Here is a 23,084-nt window from a genome sequence, read left to right on the forward strand (position 1 = left end):
GGTCTGATCAAGTGTCATAAATATCCACCCGGACCTATGGTTAACACCTAGTCAAAACATGCCGACGGCGTATAATCTCGCTTTGCGCCCGGAGTTACCCATGCGTCTCGTTCAAAAAGCGCTCACCTTCGACGATGTGTTGTTGGTGCCTGCGTATTCCGAGGTGTTGCCGCGCGACACCTCCCTGGCCACGCGCCTGACTCGCAATATCAGTCTGAATATCCCCCTCGTGTCCGCCGCCATGGACACCGTCACCGAATCGCGTCTGGCCATCGCCATGGCGCAAGAAGGCGGCATCGGGATCATCCACAAGAATCTCTCCGCCGACGCCCAAGCGCGTGAAGTGGCTCGCGTCAAGCGCCACGAATTCGGCATCGTGATCGATCCGGTCACCGTCACCCCCCAGATGAAAGTGCGCGACGCCATTGCGTTGCAGCGCCAGCATGGCATCTCGGGCCTGCCGGTCGTCGAAGGCCGCAAGCTGGTCGGCATCGTCACCAACCGCGATCTGCGCTTCGAAGAAAACCTGGATCAGCCCCTGCGCAACATCATGACACCGCAGGAGCGCCTGGTCACCATGAAGGAAGGCGCCACGCTCGACGAAGCGCAGGCCCTGATGCACAAGCACCGTCTGGAACGCGTGCTGATCGTGAACGACGGCTTTGAACTGCGTGGTCTCGCCACCGTCAAGGACATCGTCAAGAACACCGAACACCCGATGGCCAGCAAGGACGCCCAAGGCCAACTGCGCGTTGGCGCAGCGGTGGGCGTAGGCGGCAACACCGAAGAACGCGTGGAAAAGCTGGTCGCCGCTGGCGTCGACGTGCTCATCGTCGACACCGCGCACGGCCACTCCAAGGGCGTGCTCGAAGGCGTGCGCTGGGTCAAGCAGAACTACCCCAAGGTTGAAGTCATCGGCGGCAACATCGCCACCGCAGCCGCCGCGCGCGCGCTGGTCGAGCACGGCGCCGACGGCGTCAAGGTCGGCATCGGCCCGGGCTCCATCTGCACCACGCGTATCGTGGCCGGCGTCGGCGTGCCGCAAATCCACGCCATCTCCGAAGTGGCCAAGGCGCTGGAAGGCACGGGCGTTCCGCTCATCGCCGACGGCGGCATCCGCTACTCGGGCGATGTCGCCAAGGCGCTGGCCGCTGGCGCATTCGCATGCATGATGGGCGGCATGTTCGCCGGCACCGAAGAAGCCCCCGGCGAAGTCGTGCTGTTCCAGGGCCGGTCGTACAAGTCGTACCGCGGCATGGGAAGCCTGGGCGCCATGACGGAAGGCTCGGCCGACCGCTACTTCCAGGACCCGGCCAACAACGCCGACAAGCTGGTCCCCGAAGGCATCGAAGGCCGCGTCCCCTACAAGGGCAGCGTGCTCGCCATCATTTACCAACTGGTCGGCGGCATCCGCGCCTCCATGGGCTACTGCGGCGCCGCCACCATCGACGACATGCGCACCAAGACCGAGTTCGTGGAGATCACCTCCGCGGGCGTGCGCGAGTCCCACGTGCACGACGTGCAGATCACCAAGGAAGCGCCCAACTACCGCGCCGACTGATCCGCACAGTCAACTACAATGTCATGCATCACGCACCGGCAGATCCGCAAAGAACAGCGGGTCTGCCGGTGCGGTTTTATTTCCAACGGGTAGAGTCTCCATGCACCAGCGCATTCTTATCCTCGACTACGGTTCGCAAGTCACCCAGCTGATCGCCCGCCGCGTCCGCGAAGCCGGCGTCTATTCCGAAGTCCACCCTGGCGACGTCGACGACGCCTTCGTGCGCGAACAGCAGGCGCAGGGTCTGAAGGGCATCATCCTGTCCGGCAGCCACGCTTCGGCCTACGAAGAGGGCTCCATGCGCGTGCCGCACGCCGTGTTCGAGCTGGGCGTTCCCGTGCTGGGCATCTGCTACGGCATGCAGTCCATGGCGCAGCAACTGGGCGGCGTGGTCAGCTTCTCCGACCACCGCGAATTCGGCTACGCCGAAGTCCGCGCCCACGGCCACACCAAGCTGCTGGAAGGCCTGGAAGACTTCAGCACGCCCGAAGGCCACGGCATGCTCAAGGTCTGGATGAGCCACGGCGACAAGGTCACCGAACTGCCCCCCGGCTTCAAGCTGATGGCCTCCACGCCGTCCTGCCCCATCGCCGGCATGGCCGACGAAGACCGCCGCTTCTACGCCGTCCAGTTCCACCCCGAAGTCACGCACACCGTCCAGGGCAAGGCCATGCTGGCCCGCTTTGTGAACGAAATCTGCGAATGCACGGGCGACTGGAACATGCCCGACTACGTCTCCGAAGCCGTCGCCCGCATCCGCGAACAGGTCGGCACCGACGAAGTCATCCTGGGCCTGTCCGGCGGCGTGGACTCCTCGGTTGCCGCCGCACTGATCCACAAGGCCATCGGCGACCAGCTCACCTGCGTCTTCGTCGACCACGGCCTGCTGCGCCTGGACGAAGGCAAACAGGTCATGCAGACCTTCGCTGAAAACATGGGCGTGAAGATCATTCACGTCGACGCCACCGCGCAATTTATGGGCAAACTGGCCGGCGTCGCCGACCCCGAAGCCAAGCGCAAGATCATCGGCCGCGAATTCGTCGAAGTCTTCCAGGAACAAGCTGGCAAGCAGAAGAGCGCCAAGTGGCTGGCTCAGGGCACGATCTACCCCGACGTCATCGAATCCGCCGGCGCCAAGACGGGCAAGGCCACGTCGATCAAGTCGCACCACAACGTGGGCGGCCTGCCGGACACGCTGAACCTGCAACTGCTGGAGCCCCTGCGCGAACTGTTCAAGGACGAAGTCCGCGAACTGGGCGTGGCGCTGGGTCTGCCGCCGCAGATGGTCTACCGCCATCCGTTCCCGGGTCCGGGTCTGGGTGTGCGCATCCTGGGCGAAGTGAAGCATGAGTATGCCGAACTGCTGCGCCGGGCCGATGCGATCTTTATTGAAGAACTGCGCAATACCAAGGACGAGGCCAGCGGCCTGACCTGGTATGAGCTGACTTCGCAGGCGTTTGCCGTGTTCCTGCCGGTGAAGTCGGTGGGCGTGATGGGCGACGGGCGTACGTATGAGTATGTCGTGGCGCTGCGTGCGGTGCAGACGTTTGACTTCATGACGGCTGATTGGGCGCCGCTGCCGCATCCGTTGTTGGCTCGCGTTTCTTCGCGGATTATCAACGAAGTGCGCGGGATCAATCGGGTGGTGTACGACGTGTCCAGCAAGCCGCCGGCGACGATTGAATGGGAGTGATCCTGCGGCCGGCACAGACCGGCATCAAGCAGTAAGCATTACGCCGAAAGCCCGCTTAAACGCGGGCTTTCTTCTTGGCGTTGTCTGACAGACTGTCGCGTGGAAAACTCAAAAACCATAGCTTCTGACCGAGATGAAATTCACGTGACGGCAGCGCTTTGCGTTACCGTCACCCATCCGATACGGCTACCGTGTTCGCGACAGCGGCGGGTCCCCGCCATGCGGCCGCTATGGAGCTGTCGAATGCACGGCTTGTTCCAAACGCAGTCGGCTGGAGGCTCGCAGCTGCTGGAGGCCCAGCTTTCGCGCCATCGCGTGATACGTGGCTTCACCTTCAGACCCTTGTGCGATCACGGCGCGGGCGAGCGAAGCCAGTTCCGGAATACTGATCTCGTCGGCCGCACGCACGCTGTCCTCGTCGACAGGCGCACGAAATGGAGGCTCCGCTGCGGTGTCTAGATGCTCGGGCCAGTAGAACGTGCCAACTTCTTCATCGGTAGTCTGATAGCGTGCACGTGCTATTCGGAAAACGCGTTCTCGGATGCGTCCGCCGGTACGCAGCCAGCCGTGCGCGCGGGCGATGCGGCGCGCCAACAGCGCGTCGAGAACAGGGCCTTCATGATCGACGACGTGAGCTATCATGGCCGTCAGGATGCTGGTGTAGTCTTCGTCAAAAAAGCGATTGGCATCAACTCCCGTGACTGCGTCAGAAGGATCGGTAATTTGATATAGAGATATCTTCGATGGCGCTGTTTCGGCGGTATCGACATGAGCCGGCGATGCAGCTATCTGGCGGGCAAAAACTTCCTCAACTTCCTGCGGAGGCGCCGACGTCGGGAGTGCGGGGGCGTTCGGTTGTACCACTTGGACTGGAGCTTCCGACTCGTCATCCGACTTTGTAGAAGCCATGGCTTGCGCGATCGCCGCTTGCGCTAGCCGCTCAGACTCGGCTTGGCGTTCTGCCTCTTCGGCACGGTGCTCGCGCTGAGCTTTGAGCATGTCTTGCAGACGGGCGTCCACTTTGTCGAGCGTGCCGCGTGGATCTACCCACCAGTCGGTGGACCAGACCCGCACAATCTCCCATCCCAGACCCCGCAAGACTTGCTCGCGCAATTTGTCGCGATCACGCGCTGTTGCGCTGCGATGGTATGTGGCACCGTCACATTCGACGCCCGCGAGGTAACGTCCAGGCGCGTCAGGATCGACGATCCCAAGGTCAACTCGGAAAGATGATGCGCCGATTTGTGACTCAACGCGCCAACCTCGCTGAGAGAGAGCGGTGGCTACGGCTTGTTCGAAAGGACTGTCGAACCCGCCCACGCTGCCGCGGTTGGCCTCAGCCAGCGCGCGGGCGCCGCGTTCGGCGAATTCCAAGAAATGCTTGAGATCGCGCACTCCGATGGCCTGGGTGCGTGCCAAATCCATTTGCTCGCCGCGGAAACTGGCGAACACGCGCAATTCGTGCCGTGCGCGGGTAATGGCTACATTCAGCCGACGCTCGCCGCCCTGACGGTTGAGCGGACCGAAGTTCATGGCCAATTGGCCTGCGGGATCCGGGCCGTAGGTGACGGAGAAATAGATGAGATCGCGTTCGTCGCCCTGCACACTCTCCAGATTCTTGATGAACAGCGGCTCCAGCTCGTCATCCGCGAAGTAGGATTCCAGGCGTGGATCCTTGCGTCGTGCGTCGTCGAGCAGGTCCTCAATCAGCTTCTGTTGCTCGGAGTTGAAGGTGACGACGCCGATCGTCAATCCACTTTCGCGAAAGCCAGGTGTTGTCAGGCGCGCCACGATGTCGGCGACCAGCGCCTTCGCTTCTGCGGGGTTGGTCCGGGTGCCTCCCTTTTGATAGGCTCCCGATATCAATTGCAAGCTGACCGCGCGATCGTTGGTGACGGGGGACGGAAAGGTGACCAGTCCGCCGTCGTAGTAGGCATGGTTGGAGAACGCGATCAGGCTTTCATGTCGGGAACGGTAGTGCCAGTTTAGATTCCGTGTCGGCAGGTTGGCGCCGATGCACTCGTCGAGAATGCTTTCAAGGTCGGCCTCGACGTCTTCGTCATCCAACCCCGATTCCGCGCGGTCGAAGAAGGAGGTCGGCGGAAGCTGCTTGGGGTCGCCGACCATGACCACCTGGCGGCCGCGAGCGATGGCGCCAATCGCGTCCCAGACTGGGATCTGTGAAGCTTCGTCGAAGATCACTAGGTCGAACGCATTGGCTCCGGCCTGAAGATACTGCGCTATGGACAAAGGACTCATCAGCAGGCAGGGCGTAAGTTTGGTAAGCGCCCCGGGAATCTGGGCCATCAGTTCGCGCAAGGGAAGGTGAGCGCGCTTCTTGCCCATTTCATGGCGGAGCAGTCCCCATTCGGAGTTCCGGCTGACGTTGTCCTGCGATGGCAGATCGGCGCATAGACGGGCTCGTAACCAGTCTCGGGTCAGAGCAGTGAAGCGCTCGTCGATTTCACGGAAGTCGCGGATACGCTGTTCGTGCTCGGCGCTGACAAATCCGCGAATGATCGGTTCGTGGTCTACCACGGCGTTGAGCCACCAGCGTGCGTAGTTAGTCTCAAAGGTTCGACGTGCCTGGCCCGGAGCAACCTGGCCCTGCTCGATGCCGTGCGCCAGGGAGGACAGGCCGAGTGTCAGTGCTTGCTCGCGCGCGTGAAGCCATGCGCACCAACTGCGAAGTCCGTGTTCGGCTCGTACGATAGCCTGGCTTTGCTCGATCAGTCCGTCGAGGGACATGGACTGCCACTGCGTCTGGCAGGTCTCTGCAAAATGTCCGGTTATCGCGAGCGCCTCGCGCCGCGGCAGCAGTTGCTTCCATTTCTCCAGAAACTGAGTCCCGGACAGCGCGATGCGGCCGCCTGGCTCCAGCAACGCGTTGGCATCGCCCAATAGCGCAAGCAGAGGAGTCTTGCAGGCAATGATCTGTTCGGGTGTGTTGGCCAAGCGGGTCAGCACGGCAGCTAGATCCTCCCGAAGCTGGCAGGCCTGCTCAAGGTGAGCGAGGTTAGTGACGAGACCTTTCCACAAGCCTGCGGTGGACTCGCGCAAGTCATCCAGGGTGGCCAGCGCCTGTTCTGTGTCGGTACGCTGTCGAAGCGTCTGGTAGTCGCCCGCCAGCGTGGAACCGCATGCGCCTTCTTCCACCAGGGTATGGTCGCCCAATGCGCCTTGGTGGGCATGGTTTCGCCAATCGCTCAGGAAGTCGAGTGCGGCATGCAGGCGGTCGACATGGGTGTCATGGCCTGCCCAGAGGTTGTCGGTCGCCGGTGCCAGCGATGCATGTGCAGCAATGCTCTGGTCGAGATGGCGCAGGCGCCGTGCACGTTGCAGATCGGCCTGCAGGATCGCCCCACACTGACCATTGGCGATCGCGTCAAAATTGTCGTCTTCCCAAGTCTGGCCTTGGCGTACGGCTGACAGGGCGGCTTGCCATCGCAGAGACACGCGCACCTTGTCCTCGATTGTCTCCAAACCCGCCCAAACGTCAGAACACTGTTGGCCTGGATCGATGGCTTGGATCTGCTGCTGCAAGGCGCGTATGGCATTCCATCGCCGCAAATCGTTGGCGACATCGGGTTGCGAGGAGGCTGCGGCGGCGCTGGTCAACTGCGCGGTGACCTTGCGCTTGATCAGCCAAGACTTGGGCCAGACTGCCTGCTCGGCCTGTTCCCACATCTGCTGCAATTGGTTGACGTCGAGCTGATCGATCGTTTTGCCATAGGAAACGGAAAGCGCTGCTTGGTGTTCGCCAAGTTGGCATAGCAGATCCAATCCGTGGTTGAGCTGAACGGTAGTACTTTCAGGCCAGGGCGCGCCGAGCTCGGCATGAGTCTGACGATGCTCGCTGAGCAGCGTTAGTCCGTCGGTGCAGGCGCTCAGCACGGAGTTGGGCCACGGTGTGGAAAGCTGATTGTTCAACGCCTTGTGTTGGCGCACCAAGGACGCGCCTTCCTCCAGGCGTTGGCTTAGGGAACGGGCATCGGGGCGTAGGACGAAGCGCCAATCGTGTCCTGCGGCGGACGGCAGGCGTTCGGCGAGGATAAGCAATGCGTCGCAGGTTTCGGGCGTCAATGCCGGCGAGGGCAGGCCGATGGCTTGGACAAACGCCTGGGCAGATTCTATGGCTGCCTGGGCGGCAGGAAGCACGTCACGTGCCGCAGCGATCAAATGCTGTTGCCATGTGGGCGACCAGTCTCCGTTGCCAACCAGGGCCAAGGGGTGCTGCGCCAACGCAGCATGGCCAATGGCTTGTGCATTGACTTCCAGACGTTCTACGGCATTGCGCAACTGCTCGAGGCCTGCATGGTCGTGCTGATCAGCGGAGGGCCAGGCGAGCGCGAAGGGCGGGATACCGCTTCCCTCGCTGACAGTGCCGATGGCGTCGAACAGGGTTAGACCATTGCGGCGACGCTGGTGGAGACGTTCCACATAAATATTTAGCGCATCGCGCAGCTGCTTGAGTTTTTGCGCTTCGGCCTGCCATTGCTCTGCATTGGCGTGTGCGCTGCTGGACCAGGCAGATTGCAACTGTGCGAGTACGTCGAGCTTGCGAGCTTTGCTCGAGTGCAATTCCAAGCAGAACTCGCCCAAGCCGACTTCGCGCAGGCGCCGGTATACGACGTCAAGCGCCGCAATCTTCTCGGACACAAAAAGCACGCGCCGCCCCTGCGCCAGGGACTGAGCGATCAGGTTGGCAATGGTCTGACTCTTGCCGGTGCCTGGCGGGCCAATCAGGACAAAGTCCTTGCCTTGCGATGCGGCCAGCACTGCCGACAACTGCGAGGAGTCCGCAGGCAAGGGGCAGAAAACTTGTTTGGGATCGAAATTCTTGTCCAGTTCACGTACTTGCGGGAACGGAACGCCGGACGGATAGGCATCGCGTGGGGTGTCTAGCAGGTGGCGAACGACCGGATTCTCGCGCAATTTTTCACTGTGTTCAGCCAGGTCTTTCCACATCAGATACTTGGCGAAAGAGAACATGGACAGCACCACGTCCTCGGTTACTTCCCAGCCTTTGATGTCCTTGATGGCTTGGCCGACTGCTTTCCAAACGGCAGCGACGTCCAGACCGGTATCGTCCCGCGGTAGTTCACCTTCTAACGTGCCCAGGCTCAGTTCGAAGTCCTGCCGCAACATCTCGATCAAGGTCGGATTGAAGCGAGGCTCATCGTCGTGCAACGTAAGTGTGAATCCCGATCGAGCACTTTTGCGCTGTAGACTGACTGGAACTAGGATCAAGGGAGCGCGGTAGCGCTGACCGTCTCGGTCCTCGCGTGTCCAGGACAGGAAGCCGAGGGCGAGATAAAGCGTGTTGGCGCCACCTTCCTGCAACGTTGTGCGTGCGCCGCGGAACAGATCGGTTAGGCGTGCATCAAGCTCGATTTCTGGAACGCTTACGAAAACTTCGCGTTTTTGCAGGGCGTCGAGTGCGTGTGCGCGCCGCACGTTTTCACGTTCGCGTGCTTCGTAGATGGCTTGATCACGTGGATCGATGCCGTCCATCAAATCCGGGCGTGGGCGTAGCTTTAAGGGCTGGCCGCTGGCCAGCAGGTCTTCCAGCGCGCCGGCATCTGGCGCCTCCAGCCTAAGCGCCTTCCTACCACTCTTGAAGTTGAGCAGATTATTGCGAAGCGAGAGGTCTAGCAGCTTGCGTTGCCAGCGAAGCAGCCGGTCTTTGGGATCAATCTGGCTGACATCTTCTGCATTGGCCGGGGCGCTGTCGGGAAGGTCTGGCGCGGCTTCAAACTTTGGCAGCACTGGTGTAGACGGCGATACTTCGCTTTCCGACGTTGTAGCAATTGCCGCTTCCGCACTGGCCAGGGGCTTGATGCGCTGCAATCGTGCCCGACGAATGTCCACAGCCAATCGGAACCGCGCATCTTGAGATTCGTCTACCTGCTGAGTGCCACGTTCCGTGGCGTAGCTGAAGGGAACGATGGGGCGCTGGGTAATCAGCGTCGTTTCGAAGAGGACCAGTTCCTTGAGCCGGAGGCGCTTGCGCAGGGCAGTCACATCGTCGACTACCGTGGCCGAAAACTCCTCAGGCTGCAGCCACACACCAGCAAATGCATGACCGTCGGTGAAGATGAGCAGGGGGTTCAGACCCGCTTGCTCGAGCGCCGCGCAGAACAGCAGCGCGAGGTCGAAGCAGGTTCCTAGACCCGAGCTTTCAATTTGGCCAGGACTACGTACCTTCTGGCCCGACCGTTCGAAACTGGCTGGAGGCAGGGCGTAGTCGAGTTGCATGCTCGCCACTGCGCCCCATACTGCCGAGGCCAGTTCCCAAGCCCGCTTCGCTCCTCCTGCATAGCCGTCCAATGCGGGATTTCGATCGTTCTTGCGTAGCACATCCGCTGTGCGCTTGAGCAGTCGATCTATGGCCGGGTCGTTTGGTTGGACAAATGCGGCGACCAAGTCGGGCAGGTGCGAAATGCCGCCCCATTGATTACGTGGCAGCAATTCCAGCTGGACAGCTCGTTGCGTCAGGACTGGAGTGGAGGCATTCCCGCCTAGGGGTTGCAATGCCAGTGAAACCGTCGCCGTCTCGGCTTCGGTCAGACGGGCTAGTAATCCGCCGTCCAGACTCAAGTCGAGATCGCGGATGGGATATCGCGAACCCGCTGCCAGCGCGTCGATGCGCCACCGGCGCGGCTTGATAAAAGGCGGATCCGAACTAAGTACCAGCTCCACCTGCTCATACGTCGTTTCTGTCTCGTTGATAAGCGAGAGATCCCGCAGGAGAGGGACCGCATTCTGAAAATCCGCCAGATTTAGCTTGGCGATCAGAGTGACGTCGATCTTAAGTTCGGGCGCACTCTCCGAACCCGCCAGTTGTGTCTCGTCCATAGAGCTCCCCGTAACGATCTTCAGTAACAGCATTGCGAGCTGTTACTAACTCGCAGGCATATTAGCTTCATTCGTTAAGAAACTGAAAATGAGGGACTCACGGCAGCGTTAACTACGCGAGTCACATAGATTTTTCGGCGATCTCAATAGTTGCTAATAATTACTTATATTTAGGATGCCTTTCTTTGCACGGCTTCCCTCCCCTTAGTATCGGTCGCCACCCCGCTCGAATCGTAGGTTGCGACGAAGCGCGATGCATTTATGGCGGGTTGCTTAAATGGTGACTGACCATTGATATACTGCCCGATCTCATTTAGTTAACAACCAACTGGAGATATCGGATGCGCTTGAGGGCACTTGCACTTGGCTTGATGACGGTTTGGGGGGCATCGGTGGCTGCGCAGGACAGCACTCAAACCTTACAGCAGGCCTTGAAGCAAGTACCGCAGGTGGTTTTGAGCGCCCCTGAAGCGATACAAATATCCTTCCTCGACGTGCAAGCCTGGCGCGACCTTGAAAAGGCCGGTCCCTCCGCCGACGCCATGCGCCGGTTGTCCATCTCGCAGGCGATCACTCCGCTACAGTCCATCGGCTTCGGTCTGGACAAATGGTCCGCCAACGCGCATATCCCGTTCGACGAGTTATCCTATTTCGCCGGCTTCGGTCAGTCTCCCAGCAATGTCACCTACTGGGGGCTGAAGGACAAACCATCCGCTGCAAAGTTTGCCGATCGCCTGAAGCAAGCCGGGTTCAAGCCAGTCGACGGCGATGTGGCCGGTCTTTTGGCAAACGGCGAGCCCAATAAGCCCGATATGACCAAAGCCACGGGGCAGCAGCCATGGCGGGGCACGATGGGCATGCCGACGTTTGTCTTGCCGCTTGATACGGCGTTGGTGCAGGCGGCAGGGCCGACGGGAATGAAGACGCTGTCCCAGACCGCGCCGTCCGTTGCGGACAGCGAGATTGTTGGTGCGGCTGTGACCGGGTTGAAGGATGAGGTGCCTTCGGATGGCGGCCGGATCGTGCAGGCGGCTGTCATCTCGTCCGTATTCGGGTTGCAGGGTGTTGACCCGGCCAAGGTGTTGTCGGGTTCGCCCGGCGATCTGGAAAGCGCGAAGCAGAAGCTTCAAGCCGCCGCGGCAGCTAGCGGGCGCGGCATTCCGCCTTATTTTGCGGGCATCATTGCGGACGTGCAGGTCAAGGATGTGCCTGCCGTTGTGATTTCTCTGTCCTACGCAGATTGCGCTGCCGCCCAGCAGGCGGTCGATGGTGTTGGCGCTGCGTGGAAGCAGGGCATGGCCGCTACTGTTCAAGCTGATGTGAAGGGACGTACCGTCCAGGCTGGCAAACTGTGCGCGGCGGTCGTCACCTTGACCGCGGCAAAGGCTGAGAATGCGGGCAATCCGATTCTTAGCCAGATCATGAACCGCTACATGCAGCGCGACGCTTCCGTTCTGCAGATTGGTACGTCGCAGTAAGTAGCTAGCCGCTTGCCGAATCTGCGACTTGATCTGCAGATTCGGCGATCCGTGCACGGAGTGGTTGGCACATGCGGCATGCCGTGTCGCTAGCACCGGCTGTCAACGTGCCGTGCAATGAATGCCATCCGCCGGTTCGCCATCAATGGGCGTCACAAAGACCCTCGATGGCTCCACGTGCGTAAATGATGAACGCCTCGGTTTCAACCGCATGCCGATGCGCCAAATCGTCCTGCGCTTGCCCGAGATAAATCGCCAGTGCGTGGCTGAGAACCGGTCGATACACAGGTTCGATCCGCTCCAGCAGCCACGTTGCCGCGTCCGACTTTGATGCGATCTCCCCAGAAACCGCCGTATACCAGATACGTGCCAGCGCCAGGATGATGTTTCGCTCGTCGCCAGCCCAGTCTTCCGGCTGGTTCCATTGGGCGACGGTATCCAGCAGAGCGCGCGTCAGATCTTGGCGCGGAACGGCGTCAAAGATCTGATTTGCGGGCGGTCCGACGACCGGGATGCTGTGGCCCAACACCTTGGTCAGAACGATGGCGAGGTCGTGGTCCAGCATGGGCGGCTCCACGATGCCCGCCAGCAAATCCTGGCGCAGCCATTCGCCAAACTGAAGTTCTCGGCGGGCCGGGTGGCGCCACGGCACGGCATCCCGAAGCGTCATCACGGTGACTTCGAGCGCGCGCAAACTGGGCGACTGGCCAGGCGGCGCGGAGACCGTCAGCAGTTGCATCGCCAAGGTCCGGAGCGTGGCCGCACCGGGCGGCTCGGTAACGGTGACGAGCAAGTCGATATCGCTATGAGCTTGCAGACCGCCGTCGACGGCGGAGCCGAACAGATGGATGGCGACGAGGCGCGTTCCGAGCTGGCGTTCGATGAGCCGTCTGGCGTCATCGATCTGCGTCGCGATTGCGGTAGGCGGGGCTTGGGTCATGCAAGGATAATAGCCAAGCGTCCGCGCCTTGGGCAGACCGACGGTCGCGGCGGGCGCTCGGCATCCCTCAACAGCAGCCCGATACCCGCGACGAGCCAGTCCATATCCATAACCGTTCTCACCCAAGCTTCATGACCAACTACCCCCAACTATTCAGTCTTCAAGACAAGATCGCGGTCGTACTCGGCGCGGCTTCTGGCATCGGTCAGGCGTCGGCGCATGCGCTGGGCGCGATGGGCGCATACGTGATGTGCGCGGACCGTGACGAAAGCGGTGCGCAGGCCACCGCGCAGCAGATCATCGACGGCGGCGGCGCGGCCGGCTGGATGCAAACTGATGCCGCCAGCGGCGAGTCCATCGCGCAGTTGGCCGCCAGGGTTTTGACTGAGCGGAAAAGGATCGACATCGCCGTGGCGACGCCGGCGTTGAACATCCGCAAGCTGATCGTCGATTACACGGAAGACGAGTTCGATCAGGTGGTGAACCTGAACCTGCGCGGCGCCTTCCACTTCATGCGGCACTTCGGCCGGCCAATGATGAAGCAGGGCGCGGGCAGCATGATCCTGTGCTCGTCGATGCGCGCCGTGACGATCGAGCCCGGTCTGGGCATCTATGCGGCGACAAAAGCGGGCATCGAGCAGATGGTCAAGGCGTTCGCGGCTGAGGTCGGCAGCTACGGCGTGCGTGTCAACGCGGTGATGCCTAGCATCATCGAGACCCGTCTGACCGAGCCGCTGAAGGAACGTCCCGAGATCTACAACACCTACGCCGGCCACACGGTATTGAACCGCTGGGGCCAGCCTTCCGAGGTGGGCGCTGCGGTGGCGTTTCTGGCGTCGGATGCCGCGAGCTACATTTCGGGCAGCAGCCTGGCGGTGGATGCGGGATGGACGGCGATCGACGGGCCGCCCACGGGGCTGACGCAGACGCGGCCATCTGCATAATCGCGGTGGCGCTTGTTGGCGTTACGATTGTGAGCCTTGAGTTCCCTCGCACGCCGGCCTGACTGGCCGATTTGCCGCTACCGACTTCCAACGCCTGGCCGTTCAGACGCGCGAGGCTTGCCCCGGAGAATGCTCACGTGATGACGTTTGAATCGCAAAAGGGAAAATACTTCGTCCTTAGCGCAAGCATCTGGAGCGATGGCATTGGCCCGGGCCTGGTGATCGCCAACGAGGAAAAGCTGATTCGGCCCGGCATGTACACGATGGAAGCGCCCGACGGCGATCCTTCGCAATATTGCGAACGGCCGCACATCGTCCATGTGCCGGAAGAAGGCGGAGCGCTTCGGCAATTCGAGCAGTGGTGCGGCATCTGGATCGTCTCGGAGCCGTTGAGGCAGGTCTTCGAGACGGTCGATCCTGAGGCCTTTGTGTTCAGTGCTTGCGACTATACGCAGGCCGACGGCTCGCCGGGGCCGCAATACTATTTTTGTAATGTGATGCGCACGCTCGACGCGCTGGATGTGGACGCGTCGCGGGTCAAGAAAAAGTACGACCGGAATTTCCTGACCGGTGAAGACGAGCTGTATTACAGCGTCGTGGGCGGCGCCAATCTCGTATTTCGAGCCGAGCGCGTCGGCAATGCGCACATATTCCGCCAGACGCTGATGTCGATCGACCCGGTGGTCGACCGGGTGATGTATGACGCGCTGTGTGCCGCGGATTTGGATGGCGTGCGGCTGCGGGACGCGGCGGATTTGTGATTGCAACTGCCGTCCGGCGAGTGCGCCGGGCGGCAGGCTGATCGGCACTTATCGCTGATCTCTGACCGCGACCCCCTTACCCCACGCGCCCCATAATGCTCAGCGCCACGGCCTCGGCAATCTTGATCCCGTCCACCCCCGCCGACAGAATCCCGCCCGCATAACCCGCGCCTTCACCCGCGGGAAACAAGCCCTGCGTGTTGATGCTCTCCAGCGTCTCGTTATCCCGCTTGATACGAATCGGCGACGACGTCCGCGTTTCTACGCCCGTCAGCACGGCATCGGGCATGTTGAAGCCCTTGATGGTCTTGTCGAACGCCGGCAATGCCTCGCGAATCGCAGTGATCGCAAAGTCGGGCAGGGCGGTGGCCAAGTCGGTCAGGTGGACGCCGGGCGTGTAAGACGGCTGCACCGCGCCGAATTCCGTCGAGGCCTTGCCTTCCAGAAAATCGCCCACCAACTGACCGGGCGCGCTGTAGTTGCGGCCGCCCAGTTCGAAGGCCTGAGATTCCCACTTGCGCTGGAAGTCGACACCGGCCAGCACATGCTCCGGGTAATCGACCTCGGGCGAAATCCCCACAACGATGCCCGCGTTGGCGTTGCGTTCGTTGCGCGAGTACTGGCTCATGCCGTTGGTGACGACGCGGTTCGGTTCAGACGTGGCCGCGACGACCGTGCCGCCCGGGCACATGCAGAAGCTGTAGACGGAGCGGCCGTTGCTGGCGTGGTGCACCAGCTTGTAGTCGGCGGCGCCCAGGATCGGGTGGCCAGCATTGGGGCCGAAGCGCGCCCGGTCGATGAGGGACTGCGGATGTTCGATCCGGAAGCCGATGGAGAAGGGCTTGGCTTCCATGAAGACACCCTGGTCCAGCAGCATCTGGAAGGTGTCGCGCGCGCTGTGGCCGATGGCGAGGACGACGTGGTCCGCTTCGATGTGTTCGCCGTTTGCCAGTGTGACGCCGGTGACCTTGCCGCTTTCGCGGTGCAGCGTTTCAACGCGGCTGGAGAAGCGGACTTCGCCGCCCAGCTTGGTGATGGTGTCGCGCATGACTTCGACCATGCCGACCAGGCGGAATGTGCCGATGTGAGGCTTGCTGACGTAGAGGATTTCCTCGGGCGCGCCGGCCAGGACGAATTCCTTCAAGACCTTTTCGCCGTAGTGCTTGGGGTCCTTGATCTGGCTATATAGCTTGCCGTCCGAGAACGTGCCGGCGCCGCCTTCGCCAAACTGGACGTTGGAGTCCGGGTTCAGGACGCGCTTGCGCCACAGGCCCCACGTGTCCTTGGTGCGCTCGCGCACGGCCTTGCCGCGTTCCAGGATGATGGGCTTGAAGCCCATCTGCGCCAGCACGAGGCCGGCAAAGAGGCCACAGGGGCCGGTGCCGATGACGATGGGGCGCTTGGTGAGCGTGGCGGGCGCCTGGGCGACGAATTTGTATTCGGTGTCCGGAGACGGCTTGACGTTGCGGTCGTCATGAAAGCGTTTGAGGATCGCGGCTTCGTTGGCGACGTCGACATCCAGCGCATAGATGAGCAGGATGTTGTGCTTTTTGCGCGCATCGTAGCTGCGCAGGAAGATGGTGAAGCCGTTCAGGTCGCTGGCCGGAATGCCCAGTTTCTTGAGGATTGCCGCGGGCAGTTCCTCGGGCGTGTGGTTCAACGGCAGCTTGATTTCAGACAGACGCAACATGCTTGGGGTCCAGACAGAGGGGCGATCACAACGTCGCCAAACGCGGATTGTACTGGACGGCTGGCGTCGGCTGGCCCGGCTTGCGCAACCGGGTCGGCCCGTTTTTACCGCTGCGCCTGCCCGGCGCGCCACCAAGCCGTTCCCGCTTGTGGCGCCCCGATATCGACGCGCTCTCCCATGACCGGTGTGGCCAGATCGACGCCATGGTCCCGTGCCAATGCCGTGATGCGCTCGAACGGCTGTTCCCACGGGTGCATGGCCAGGTCGAAGGTGCCGTTGTGAATCGGCAGCAGCCAGCGGCCGCGCAGGTCCAGGTGTGCCTGAAGGGTCTCTTCGGGTCGCATGTGGACGAAGGCCCAGCGCGTGTCGTACGCGCCGGTTTCCATGAGGGTCAGGTCGAAGGGGCCGTAAGCGTCGCCGATGGCCTTGAAGCCGTCGAAGTAGCCGGTGTCGCCGCTGAAGAAGACGCGCAGGTCGGCGTCCTGGATGACCCACGAGGCCCACAGGCTGCGGTCGCTGTCGGTGAGACCGCGGCCGGAGAAGTGCTGGGCGGGCGTGGCGGTCAGTCGCAGGCCGTCGACCTCGGTGGACTGCCACCAGTCCAATTGCTCGACGCGGGCGGGGTCGATGCCCCAGGCTACCAGTTGGTCGCCGACCCCCAGCGGCGCGATGAAGTGCGCGGTCTTGCTCGCAAGCTGTGCGATGGCGGCGCGGTCGAGGTGGTCGTAATGGTTGTGGGACAGGATGACGCCTGCGATCGGAGGCAGGTCGTCGATGCTGATGGGCGGCGCATGAAAGCGGGCGGGGCCGGCCCATTGCACGGGTGAAGCGCGTTCGGAGAAGACGGGGTCGGTCAGCCAGAAGCGGCCGCGCAGTTTCATGAGGATGGTGGAATGTCCAAGCCGGTAAAGGCTACGGTCGGGGGCGGCTTCCAGGGCTGCGCGGTCCAGCGCGCGCACGGGGATGGGGATGTCGGGAACCGTGCCGCTTGGCTTGGCGAAGAGGACGGTCCAGGCGAGTTTGAGGCCTTTCCAGAAGCCCATGGCGGGGCGCGGTCGCGGATTGCTGAAACGTCCGTCGCGCTGTTGGGGGGATTGCGGATAAAGCGGCAAGGCGCGGCGGTTGCAGGCGGAGAGGACGGTCACGGCGGGTGTTCCCATGAGATTCGAAAAATGGCGCGACGGCGGCAAACCGCTCGCGCCAAAAATTACACTGCACAGTGTAGTTTCCAAAATCAGAAAAGTACACCGTCGGGTGTAGAATTTCGCCCATGTCGACGAAAGCTCCCGATTCCGCCAAGGAACGCCCGCCCAAACGCCTGACCGACCGCAAGCACGAGGACATCGTGCGCGCGGCGGTGGAGGAATTCCGCACTGCGGGGTTCGAGGCCACCAGCATGGACCGCATCGCTCAGGCTGCTGGCGTGTCCAAGCGCACGGTCTACAACCATTTCCCGAGCAAGGAGGCGCTGTTCGCGCTGATGCTGGAGCAGTTGTGGGCCAGCAGCGCGGCCAGCGTCGACATGGCCTACCGGCCCGATCTTCCGCTGGCGCAGCAATTGCGACAGTTGTTGATGCAGAAACTGGAGTTGCTGGGCGACGCCAGCTTCATTGATCTGGCGCGGGTCGCCATGGCGGAGATCATTCATTCGCCGGACCGCGCGCAGGACATCGTGTGCCGGATGGACGAGAAGGGCAGCGGGGTGACGGCGTGGATTCAGGCGGCGATTGCCGATGGTCGCCTGGCCGAGGTGGATCCCGTATTTGCGGGCCATCAGCTCGAGGGACTGGTCAAGGGCTTTGCGTTCTGGCCGCAGGTCACGCTGGGGCAACCACCGTTGAAAAAGGCGGAGCGCGAGCGCGTGGCGGATTCAGCGGTTGGGATGTTTTTGGGGTATTACGGCCGAGGCGCGTAGCCCGCCGCGCGTGCGCGCCTAACTCTTAGAAGAACTCGTCCAGCAGGCAGTAAAACGCAAGACGGCGGTCATCCGGTTCGACGCCATAGCTGCGAAAGAACGGCTCGATCCACTCGCGTCCCAGATTGCGTTCGATGCTGCGCGCGGCCAATGCAAGGTCCTGGTGGCGGTCGCTGACGCCAAGGCGGCCGCAGTCGATGTAGCCGGTGAATACGCCGCCATCGGCCATGAAGTTGGGCAGGCACGCATCGCCGTGCGCCACGACGAGATCGTGCGTGGTGGGCCGCGTCGCAAGGAGTTCCGCAAACGCGTCTTCGGCGGTGCGTCCAATTCTCTCGTCATCGAAATCCGATTCGTCCACCAGGCCGGCGTCCAGCGCCCGTCTGGCCTCGGCGATACGCCGTTCAAGGGTGTGATCGAAAGGGCATTGGTCGATGGGAATGCAGTGCAGACGATGCAGCGCATCGGCCATGATGGCGATCACCTGCGCAGGCGGCAGACCCGCGCTGGCCAGATCCTGGCCAGCTACGGCGCTCATCAGCAGCCAGTGCCGCGTGGGTGTGGCGGCCGCGTCGATCACGGTGGGGCACGGCAGGCCGTGCGCGGCCATCCATTGCAGGCGCTCGATTTCGTCTGGCAGTTCGGGCAGCGTGCCCGTGTGCTCGGATTTGAGATAGCGATCAGGCTGATTCGCGCTGCGAATGCGATAGACGTCCGCGCGCGACTCACCGATGGATTGCTGCTCGAGCCGCGCTCCGGCAAGGCGCGGTTGCCACTGCAACGGAAGGCTGTCGTGAATGCTGTATTGAGCGTGCATGGGGTTCATTTCAGGGATTGCGCGCGGTACACCACGCTTCTGCGGGCCGCATGAATCAAGGGTTTTCGTTCACCTTGCTGTCAGAAAGCGCGGCATTTTGAAGGTTCTTACGTTGTCCTTAATGCAAAAGACTTTCCCACGTCAAGAAATTCCATCTGATACGGTCGAATGAGCAGATCAGAAGCGCATAATGCCGGCACCTGCTCTTACGTCCCTTTTCAAAGAGCAGTGTTGATTTTGAGCAAGAAAAGAGCGTGTTGTCACTAGCTCGGGCAGTTCGTGTTTCCAGGTTTCATGTTCGGTAGCGCGCTAGGACAACTTGGAGTATTCACGGAGATGTCCATGACTGATGACGCACAGCCGCGCCGGCGGTTTTTGCAAACGATGGCCATTGTGCCAGCGTCGACGTTGGCGATCGGCGGCCTGACTGTCGGCTGTACCAACGCCGCCGACGGCAACGCCGCAAAGGCGGCCAAGCCCTACGAGCCCACCTATTTCACCAAGGCCGAATGGGCCTTCATCGTTGCCGCGGTGGATCACCTGATTCCCGCCGACGAGTACGGCCCTGGCGCCATCGTGGCCGGTGTGCCCGAGTTCATCGACCGTCAGATGGAAACGCCCTTTGGCCACGGCAAGCTGTGGTACATGGACGGGCCGTTCCACACCGATCAGGTGCCGGAACTGGGTTACCAGCTCGATCAGAATCCCCGCCAGGTCTATCGCAATGGCATCGAGGCCTGTGATGCCTGGTGCGTGAAGACGCACGGCAAGGCCTACGCCGAACTCGACAAGGCCTTGCAGGAACAGATCCTGAAGGACCTGCAGTCGGGCAAGATCGCATTCGAATCCGTGCCGTCCAAGACGTTCTTCAGTTTCCTCTTGGCCAACACCAAGGAAGGTTTCTTTGCCGACCCGATCTACGGCGGCAACAAGAACATGGTGGGCTGGAAGATGGTGGGCTTTCCCGGCGCGCGCGCCGATTTCATGGACTGGGTCGACCAGCCCAACGTGAAGTATCCCTATGGCCCCGTGTCGATCTCTGGTGAGAAGGGTTAAATCATGGCGATCAAGAAAGACAAAGTTGATGCGGTGCTGGTCGGATTCGGCTGGACCGGCGCGATCCTGGGTCAGGAACTGACCGAAGCGGGGCTGCAGGTGCTGGCGCTGGAGCGCGGTGGCATGCAGGATACGCCGAAGGACGCCGAATACCCCAAGGTGATCGACGAGCTGAAGTACTCGGTGCGCGGTTATCTGTTCCAGGACTTGTCCAAGGAAACCGTGACGATCCGCCACGGCGTGGATGACGTGGCCGTGCCGTACCGCCAGAACGGCTCGTTCCTGCTGGGCACGGGCGTGGGTGGCGCGGGCTTTCACTGGAACGGCATGCACTACCGCGTGCTGCCCGAAGAACTGGAACTGCGCACGCGCTATGAAACGCGCTACGGCAAGAAGTTCATTCCGGAAGGCATGACGATCCAGGACTTCGGCGTGACCTACGACGAACTGGAACCGTACTTCTCGAAGTTCGAATACGTGTGCGGCACGTCGGGCAAGGCCGGCAACCTGAATGGCAAGATCGTCGAAGGCGGCAATCCGCTGGAAGGCAAGCGCAGCAAGGAATTCCCGCTGCCGCCGCTGGCCACGACCTACGGCGCTTCGCTGTTCGAGAAGGCCGCGCGCGAAGTCGGCTTCAACCCGTATCCCACCCCCGCGGCCAACGCGTCGGGTCCGTACACCAACCCGTACGGCGTGCGCCTTGGCCCCTGCAATTTCTGTGGCTTCTGCGAGAACTACGGCTGCTACATGTATTCGAAGGCCTCGCCGCAGACCACGATTCTGCCGGTGCTGTTGAAGAAGCCGAATTTCGAGCTGCGTACGCGCTCGCAGGTCATCAAGGTCAATCTGGATTCGACCGGCAAGAAGGCCGTTGGCGTGACGTACATCGACGCAGACGGCAACGAGGTCGATCAGCCTGCCGATCTGGTGATCCTGTCGGCTTACCAGATGCACAACGTGCGTCTGCTGCTGCTGTCGGGTATCGGCAAGCCGTATGACCCGAAGACCAACGAAGGCGTGGTTGGCAAGAACTACGCTTACCAGATGAACGGCGCGGTCAACGTGCTTCTGCCCAAGGGTACGCAACTGAACCCGTTTGTCGGCACCGGCGCCGGCGGCGTGGGCATGGACGACTTGAACGGCGACCAGTTCGACCACGGCCCGCTGGGCTTTGTGGGCGGCGCCAGCATCCGCCACGTGCGCTACGGTGGCCGTCCGATCAAGCAGACGCCGACCACACCGGGCACCCCGACGTGGGGCACGGCCTGGAAGGCGGGCGTGCAGGATGCGTATCAGCGCTTCATGACGATCGGTATTTCCGGTTCGGTGATGTCGTACCGCGATGCCTACCTGTCGCTCGATCCGACCTATAAGGACGCCTACGGCCAGCCGCTCTTGCGCATGACGTTCGACTGGCACGACAACGAGTTCGACATGCTGGGCTACATGGGCAAGCGCATGGAGACCGTGGCCAAGGCCATGAATCCTGAAAAGCACTTCGTGGCCGTGCGCAAGAAGGGCGCGCGCTACGACACGCGCGTCTACCAGAGCACGCACAACACAGGCGGCGCCATCATGGGCTCGAACCCCAAGGAAAGCGTGGTCAACAAGTACCTGCAGAGCTGGGACGTGCCGAACGTGTTCGTGATGGGCGCCTGCGTGTTCCCGCAGAACATGGGCTACAACCCGACCGGCCTGGTCGGCGCGCTGGCCTACTGGGCGGCACAGGCGATCCGCGAGCAGTACCTGAAGAACCCCGGCCCGCTGGTCCAGGCTTAAGGAGACGGAACAATGATCAAGCAAACCATTGTTGCGGCCTTCTCGGCCCTCGTTGCCAGCGCCGCGTTCGCGGCCGATGGCACGCCCGCATCGACCGACGCGCAGATGATCAAGCAGGGCGAGTATCTGTCGCGCGCCGGCGACTGTATCGCCTGCCACACGGCCTCGGGCGGCAAGCCCTTTGCCGGCGGTCTGGGCATCGATTCGCCGCTGGGCATGATCTATTCGACGAACATCACGCCGGATAAGGAAACGGGTATCGGCAATTATTCGTACGAGGACTTCGACCGGGCCGTGCGCCACGGCGTGGCCAAGGACGGACATTCGCTGTACCCGGCCATGCCGTACACCGCGTATGCCAAGGTCACGCCAGAGGATGTGAAGGCCCTGTACGCCTACTTCATGCACGGCGTCGAGCCCGTGAAGCAGGAAAACAAGGACACCGACATCGTCTGGCCGATGTCGATGCGCTGGCCGTTGACGGTGTGGCGCTGGATGTTCGCGCCGGATGTCGCGACGGCGCCTGTTACGGTGAACACGAGCGGCGCGGACAAGCAGGCGCTGCTGCGCGGCCAGTACCTTGTCGAAGGCCTGGGCCATTGCAGCACCTGCCATACGCCGCGCGGCGTGGCGTTGCAGGAAAAGGCGCTGACGGACGCGGATGGCTCGGCCTTCCTGTCGGGCGGCGTGGTCGAAGGCTGGCTGGCCAAGAACCTGCGCGGCGACGCGACCGACGGCCTGGGCGCCTGGAGCAAGGAAGACATCACGGCCTTCCTGAAGTCCGGCCGCAACGGGCATTCGGCGGCGTTCGGCGGCATGGCGCAAGTGGTCGAGGAAAGCACGCAGCACCTGACGGACGACGACCTAAACGCCATCGCGGTGTATCTGAAGAGCCTGCCGCCGGTGAACAAGGACGCCACCAAACCGCTGGCCTATGACGAGTCCGTGGCGAATGCGCTGCGCACCGGCAAGGACAAGAGCGACGGCGCCATGGCTTTCCTGAACAACTGCGCGGCTTGCCATCGCAGCACGGGCAAGGGCTATACCGAGACCTTCCCGCAGCTCGCGTTGAGCTCGACGGTCAACTCGGCCGATCCGGCCTCGTTGATCCACATCGTGCTCAAGGGCGCGCAGATGCCGGGCACGGCGTCGGCTCCGACCGCGTACGCGATGCCGGGCTTTGACTGGCGCATGACCGACAAGGAAGTCGCCGACGTGGTGAGCTTCGTGCGGTCGAGCTGGGGCAACAAGGGCGCGGCAGTCAGCGCGTCCGACGTGGCCAAGGTGCGTAAGGACATCGGCGCGGCGCCGCAGCCGGTGCGCGCGCAGTGATGTGACGATGTCGTGATCGACGGTCCCGCCGCTTTGCCGGCGGGATGGCAAACGGCGCCGGAGGGCTTGAGGCTTTTCAGCGCCGTTTTTCATGCGCGGGTTTCTTGCGGGGCTCACCAGCGACGCCGAGTACGACGCCATCACGGCGTATTTCGTGGAGCCCGAAGAAGAAGAGGGGCTGACCATCGTCAGGCACGCTTCGACAGAATCCGGACAGGCCGGCCTGCTATGATTACTGGATAAATAAACAGTCCGTCCGG

Annotated in this window: 15 protein-coding genes; 10 read left to right on the forward strand and 5 right to left on the reverse strand. The window is 62.1% G+C overall.

Annotation, left to right across the window (positions count from 1 at the left end; translation table 11 throughout):
- Nucleotides 1-100 precede the first annotated feature (100 nt).
- Together guaB and guaA are read left to right on the forward strand one after the other, a co-directional pair.
- On the forward strand, nucleotides 101-1,561 hold the full coding sequence (gene guaB, locus HV681_RS00425) for an IMP dehydrogenase (RefSeq protein ID WP_175121189.1): 1,461 nt from the start codon (nucleotides 101-103) through the stop codon (nucleotides 1,559-1,561).
- Between the two features lie 100 nt (nucleotides 1,562-1,661).
- Nucleotides 1,662-3,254: a glutamine-hydrolyzing GMP synthase gene (gene guaA / locus HV681_RS00430; protein ID WP_175121190.1), complete on the forward strand. Its 1,593-nt coding sequence runs from the start codon at nucleotides 1,662-1,664 to the stop codon at nucleotides 3,252-3,254.
- A 228-nt stretch (nucleotides 3,255-3,482) separates the two neighbouring features.
- Here guaA and HV681_RS00435 read toward each other — a convergent pair whose 3' ends face one another.
- A complete protein-coding gene (locus HV681_RS00435) occupies nucleotides 3,483-10,112 on the reverse strand; it encodes a DUF3320 domain-containing protein (RefSeq protein WP_175121191.1) in 6,630 nt (2,209 codons plus the stop codon).
- 341 nt (nucleotides 10,113-10,453) lie between these two features.
- Between HV681_RS00435 and HV681_RS00440 the strand changes: the two genes are divergently transcribed.
- The gene (locus HV681_RS00440) at nucleotides 10,454-11,590 is read left to right on the forward strand and encodes a hypothetical protein (protein ID WP_254594841.1); all 1,137 of its coding nucleotides are present in this window, start codon (nucleotides 10,454-10,456) and stop codon (nucleotides 11,588-11,590) included.
- Nucleotides 11,591-11,732: 142 nt separating this feature from the next.
- Here HV681_RS00440 and HV681_RS00445 read toward each other — a convergent pair whose 3' ends face one another.
- Nucleotides 11,733-12,530, reverse strand: a complete 798-nt coding sequence (locus HV681_RS00445; RefSeq protein ID WP_175121192.1) for an aminoglycoside adenylyltransferase family protein — start codon at nucleotides 12,528-12,530, stop codon at nucleotides 11,733-11,735.
- Nucleotides 12,531-12,661: 131 nt separating this feature from the next.
- On the opposite strand from HV681_RS00445, the gene HV681_RS00450 reads away from it, so the two are divergent.
- Together HV681_RS00450 and HV681_RS00455 are read left to right on the forward strand one after the other, a co-directional pair.
- On the forward strand, nucleotides 12,662-13,474 hold the full coding sequence (locus HV681_RS00450) for an SDR family NAD(P)-dependent oxidoreductase (RefSeq protein WP_175121193.1): 813 nt from the start codon (nucleotides 12,662-12,664) through the stop codon (nucleotides 13,472-13,474).
- Between the two features lie 140 nt (nucleotides 13,475-13,614).
- Nucleotides 13,615-14,235, forward strand: a complete 621-nt coding sequence (locus tag HV681_RS00455; RefSeq protein ID WP_175121959.1) for an imm11 family protein — start codon at nucleotides 13,615-13,617, stop codon at nucleotides 14,233-14,235.
- Nucleotides 14,236-14,311: 76 nt separating this feature from the next.
- Here the strand turns inward: HV681_RS00455 and HV681_RS00460 are convergent, their stop codons facing one another.
- Nucleotides 14,312-15,925, reverse strand: a complete 1,614-nt coding sequence (locus HV681_RS00460; RefSeq protein WP_175121194.1) for an NAD(P)/FAD-dependent oxidoreductase — start codon at nucleotides 15,923-15,925, stop codon at nucleotides 14,312-14,314.
- Between the two features lie 104 nt (nucleotides 15,926-16,029).
- The gene (locus HV681_RS00465; protein WP_175121195.1) at nucleotides 16,030-17,085 is read right to left on the reverse strand and encodes an MBL fold metallo-hydrolase; all 1,056 of its coding nucleotides are present in this window, start codon (nucleotides 17,083-17,085) and stop codon (nucleotides 16,030-16,032) included.
- Between the two features lie 110 nt (nucleotides 17,086-17,195).
- Between HV681_RS00465 and HV681_RS00470 the strand changes: the two genes are divergently transcribed.
- The gene (locus tag HV681_RS00470) at nucleotides 17,196-17,840 is read left to right on the forward strand and encodes a TetR/AcrR family transcriptional regulator (RefSeq protein WP_175121196.1); all 645 of its coding nucleotides are present in this window, start codon (nucleotides 17,196-17,198) and stop codon (nucleotides 17,838-17,840) included.
- A gap of 25 nt (nucleotides 17,841-17,865) precedes the next feature.
- Here HV681_RS00470 and HV681_RS00475 read toward each other — a convergent pair whose 3' ends face one another.
- Nucleotides 17,866-18,657, reverse strand: a complete 792-nt coding sequence (locus tag HV681_RS00475) for an APH(3')-II family aminoglycoside O-phosphotransferase (RefSeq protein ID WP_175121197.1) — start codon at nucleotides 18,655-18,657, stop codon at nucleotides 17,866-17,868.
- Nucleotides 18,658-18,999: 342 nt separating this feature from the next.
- On the opposite strand from HV681_RS00475, the gene HV681_RS00480 reads away from it, so the two are divergent.
- The 4 genes from HV681_RS00480 (at nucleotide 19,000) to HV681_RS00495 (ending at nucleotide 23,056) form a co-directional block, all read left to right on the forward strand.
- Nucleotides 19,000-19,713 (forward strand): gluconate 2-dehydrogenase subunit 3 family protein, encoded by a 714-nt coding sequence (locus tag HV681_RS00480; RefSeq protein WP_175121198.1) that lies wholly within the window; start codon nucleotides 19,000-19,002, stop codon nucleotides 19,711-19,713.
- A 3-nt stretch (nucleotides 19,714-19,716) separates the two neighbouring features.
- Nucleotides 19,717-21,492, forward strand: coding sequence for a GMC family oxidoreductase (locus HV681_RS00485; protein ID WP_175121199.1), 1,776 nt, complete (start codon nucleotides 19,717-19,719; stop codon nucleotides 21,490-21,492).
- Between the two features lie 12 nt (nucleotides 21,493-21,504).
- A complete protein-coding gene (locus HV681_RS00490; RefSeq protein WP_175121200.1) occupies nucleotides 21,505-22,824 on the forward strand; it encodes a cytochrome c in 1,320 nt (439 codons plus the stop codon).
- 91 nt (nucleotides 22,825-22,915) lie between these two features.
- The gene (locus HV681_RS00495; RefSeq protein WP_254594843.1) at nucleotides 22,916-23,056 is read left to right on the forward strand and encodes a hypothetical protein; all 141 of its coding nucleotides are present in this window, start codon (nucleotides 22,916-22,918) and stop codon (nucleotides 23,054-23,056) included.
- Nucleotides 23,057-23,084 lie beyond the last annotated feature (28 nt).

The organism is Achromobacter animicus (genome assembly GCF_902859585.1).
In the GTDB taxonomy this organism is placed as follows: domain Bacteria; phylum Pseudomonadota; class Gammaproteobacteria; order Burkholderiales; family Burkholderiaceae_B; genus Achromobacter; species Achromobacter animicus.

Bases quoted from the DNA above. Each gene is read 5' to 3' on its own strand.
- guaB (WP_175121189.1), top strand. From the start codon at position 101: ATGCGTCTCGTTCAAAAAGCGCTCACCTTCGACGATGTGTTGTTGGTG.
- guaA (WP_175121190.1), top strand. From the start codon at position 1,662: ATGCACCAGCGCATTCTTATCCTCGACTACGGTTCGCAAGTCACCCAG.
- HV681_RS00435 (WP_175121191.1), bottom strand. From the start codon at position 10,112: ATGGACGAGACACAACTGGCGGGTTCGGAGAGTGCGCCCGAACTTAAG.
- HV681_RS00440 (WP_254594841.1), top strand. From the start codon at position 10,454: ATGCGCTTGAGGGCACTTGCACTTGGCTTGATGACGGTTTGGGGGGCA.
- HV681_RS00445 (WP_175121192.1), bottom strand. From the start codon at position 12,530: ATGACCCAAGCCCCGCCTACCGCAATCGCGACGCAGATCGATGACGCC.
- HV681_RS00450 (WP_175121193.1), top strand. From the start codon at position 12,662: ATGACCAACTACCCCCAACTATTCAGTCTTCAAGACAAGATCGCGGTC.
- HV681_RS00455 (WP_175121959.1), top strand. From the start codon at position 13,615: ATGACGTTTGAATCGCAAAAGGGAAAATACTTCGTCCTTAGCGCAAGC.
- HV681_RS00460 (WP_175121194.1), bottom strand. From the start codon at position 15,925: ATGTTGCGTCTGTCTGAAATCAAGCTGCCGTTGAACCACACGCCCGAG.
- HV681_RS00465 (WP_175121195.1), bottom strand. From the start codon at position 17,085: ATGGGAACACCCGCCGTGACCGTCCTCTCCGCCTGCAACCGCCGCGCC.
- HV681_RS00470 (WP_175121196.1), top strand. From the start codon at position 17,196: ATGTCGACGAAAGCTCCCGATTCCGCCAAGGAACGCCCGCCCAAACGC.
- HV681_RS00475 (WP_175121197.1), bottom strand. From the start codon at position 18,657: ATGCACGCTCAATACAGCATTCACGACAGCCTTCCGTTGCAGTGGCAA.
- HV681_RS00480 (WP_175121198.1), top strand. From the start codon at position 19,000: ATGACTGATGACGCACAGCCGCGCCGGCGGTTTTTGCAAACGATGGCC.
- HV681_RS00485 (WP_175121199.1), top strand. From the start codon at position 19,717: ATGGCGATCAAGAAAGACAAAGTTGATGCGGTGCTGGTCGGATTCGGC.
- HV681_RS00490 (WP_175121200.1), top strand. From the start codon at position 21,505: ATGATCAAGCAAACCATTGTTGCGGCCTTCTCGGCCCTCGTTGCCAGC.
- HV681_RS00495 (WP_254594843.1), top strand. From the start codon at position 22,916: ATGCGCGGGTTTCTTGCGGGGCTCACCAGCGACGCCGAGTACGACGCC.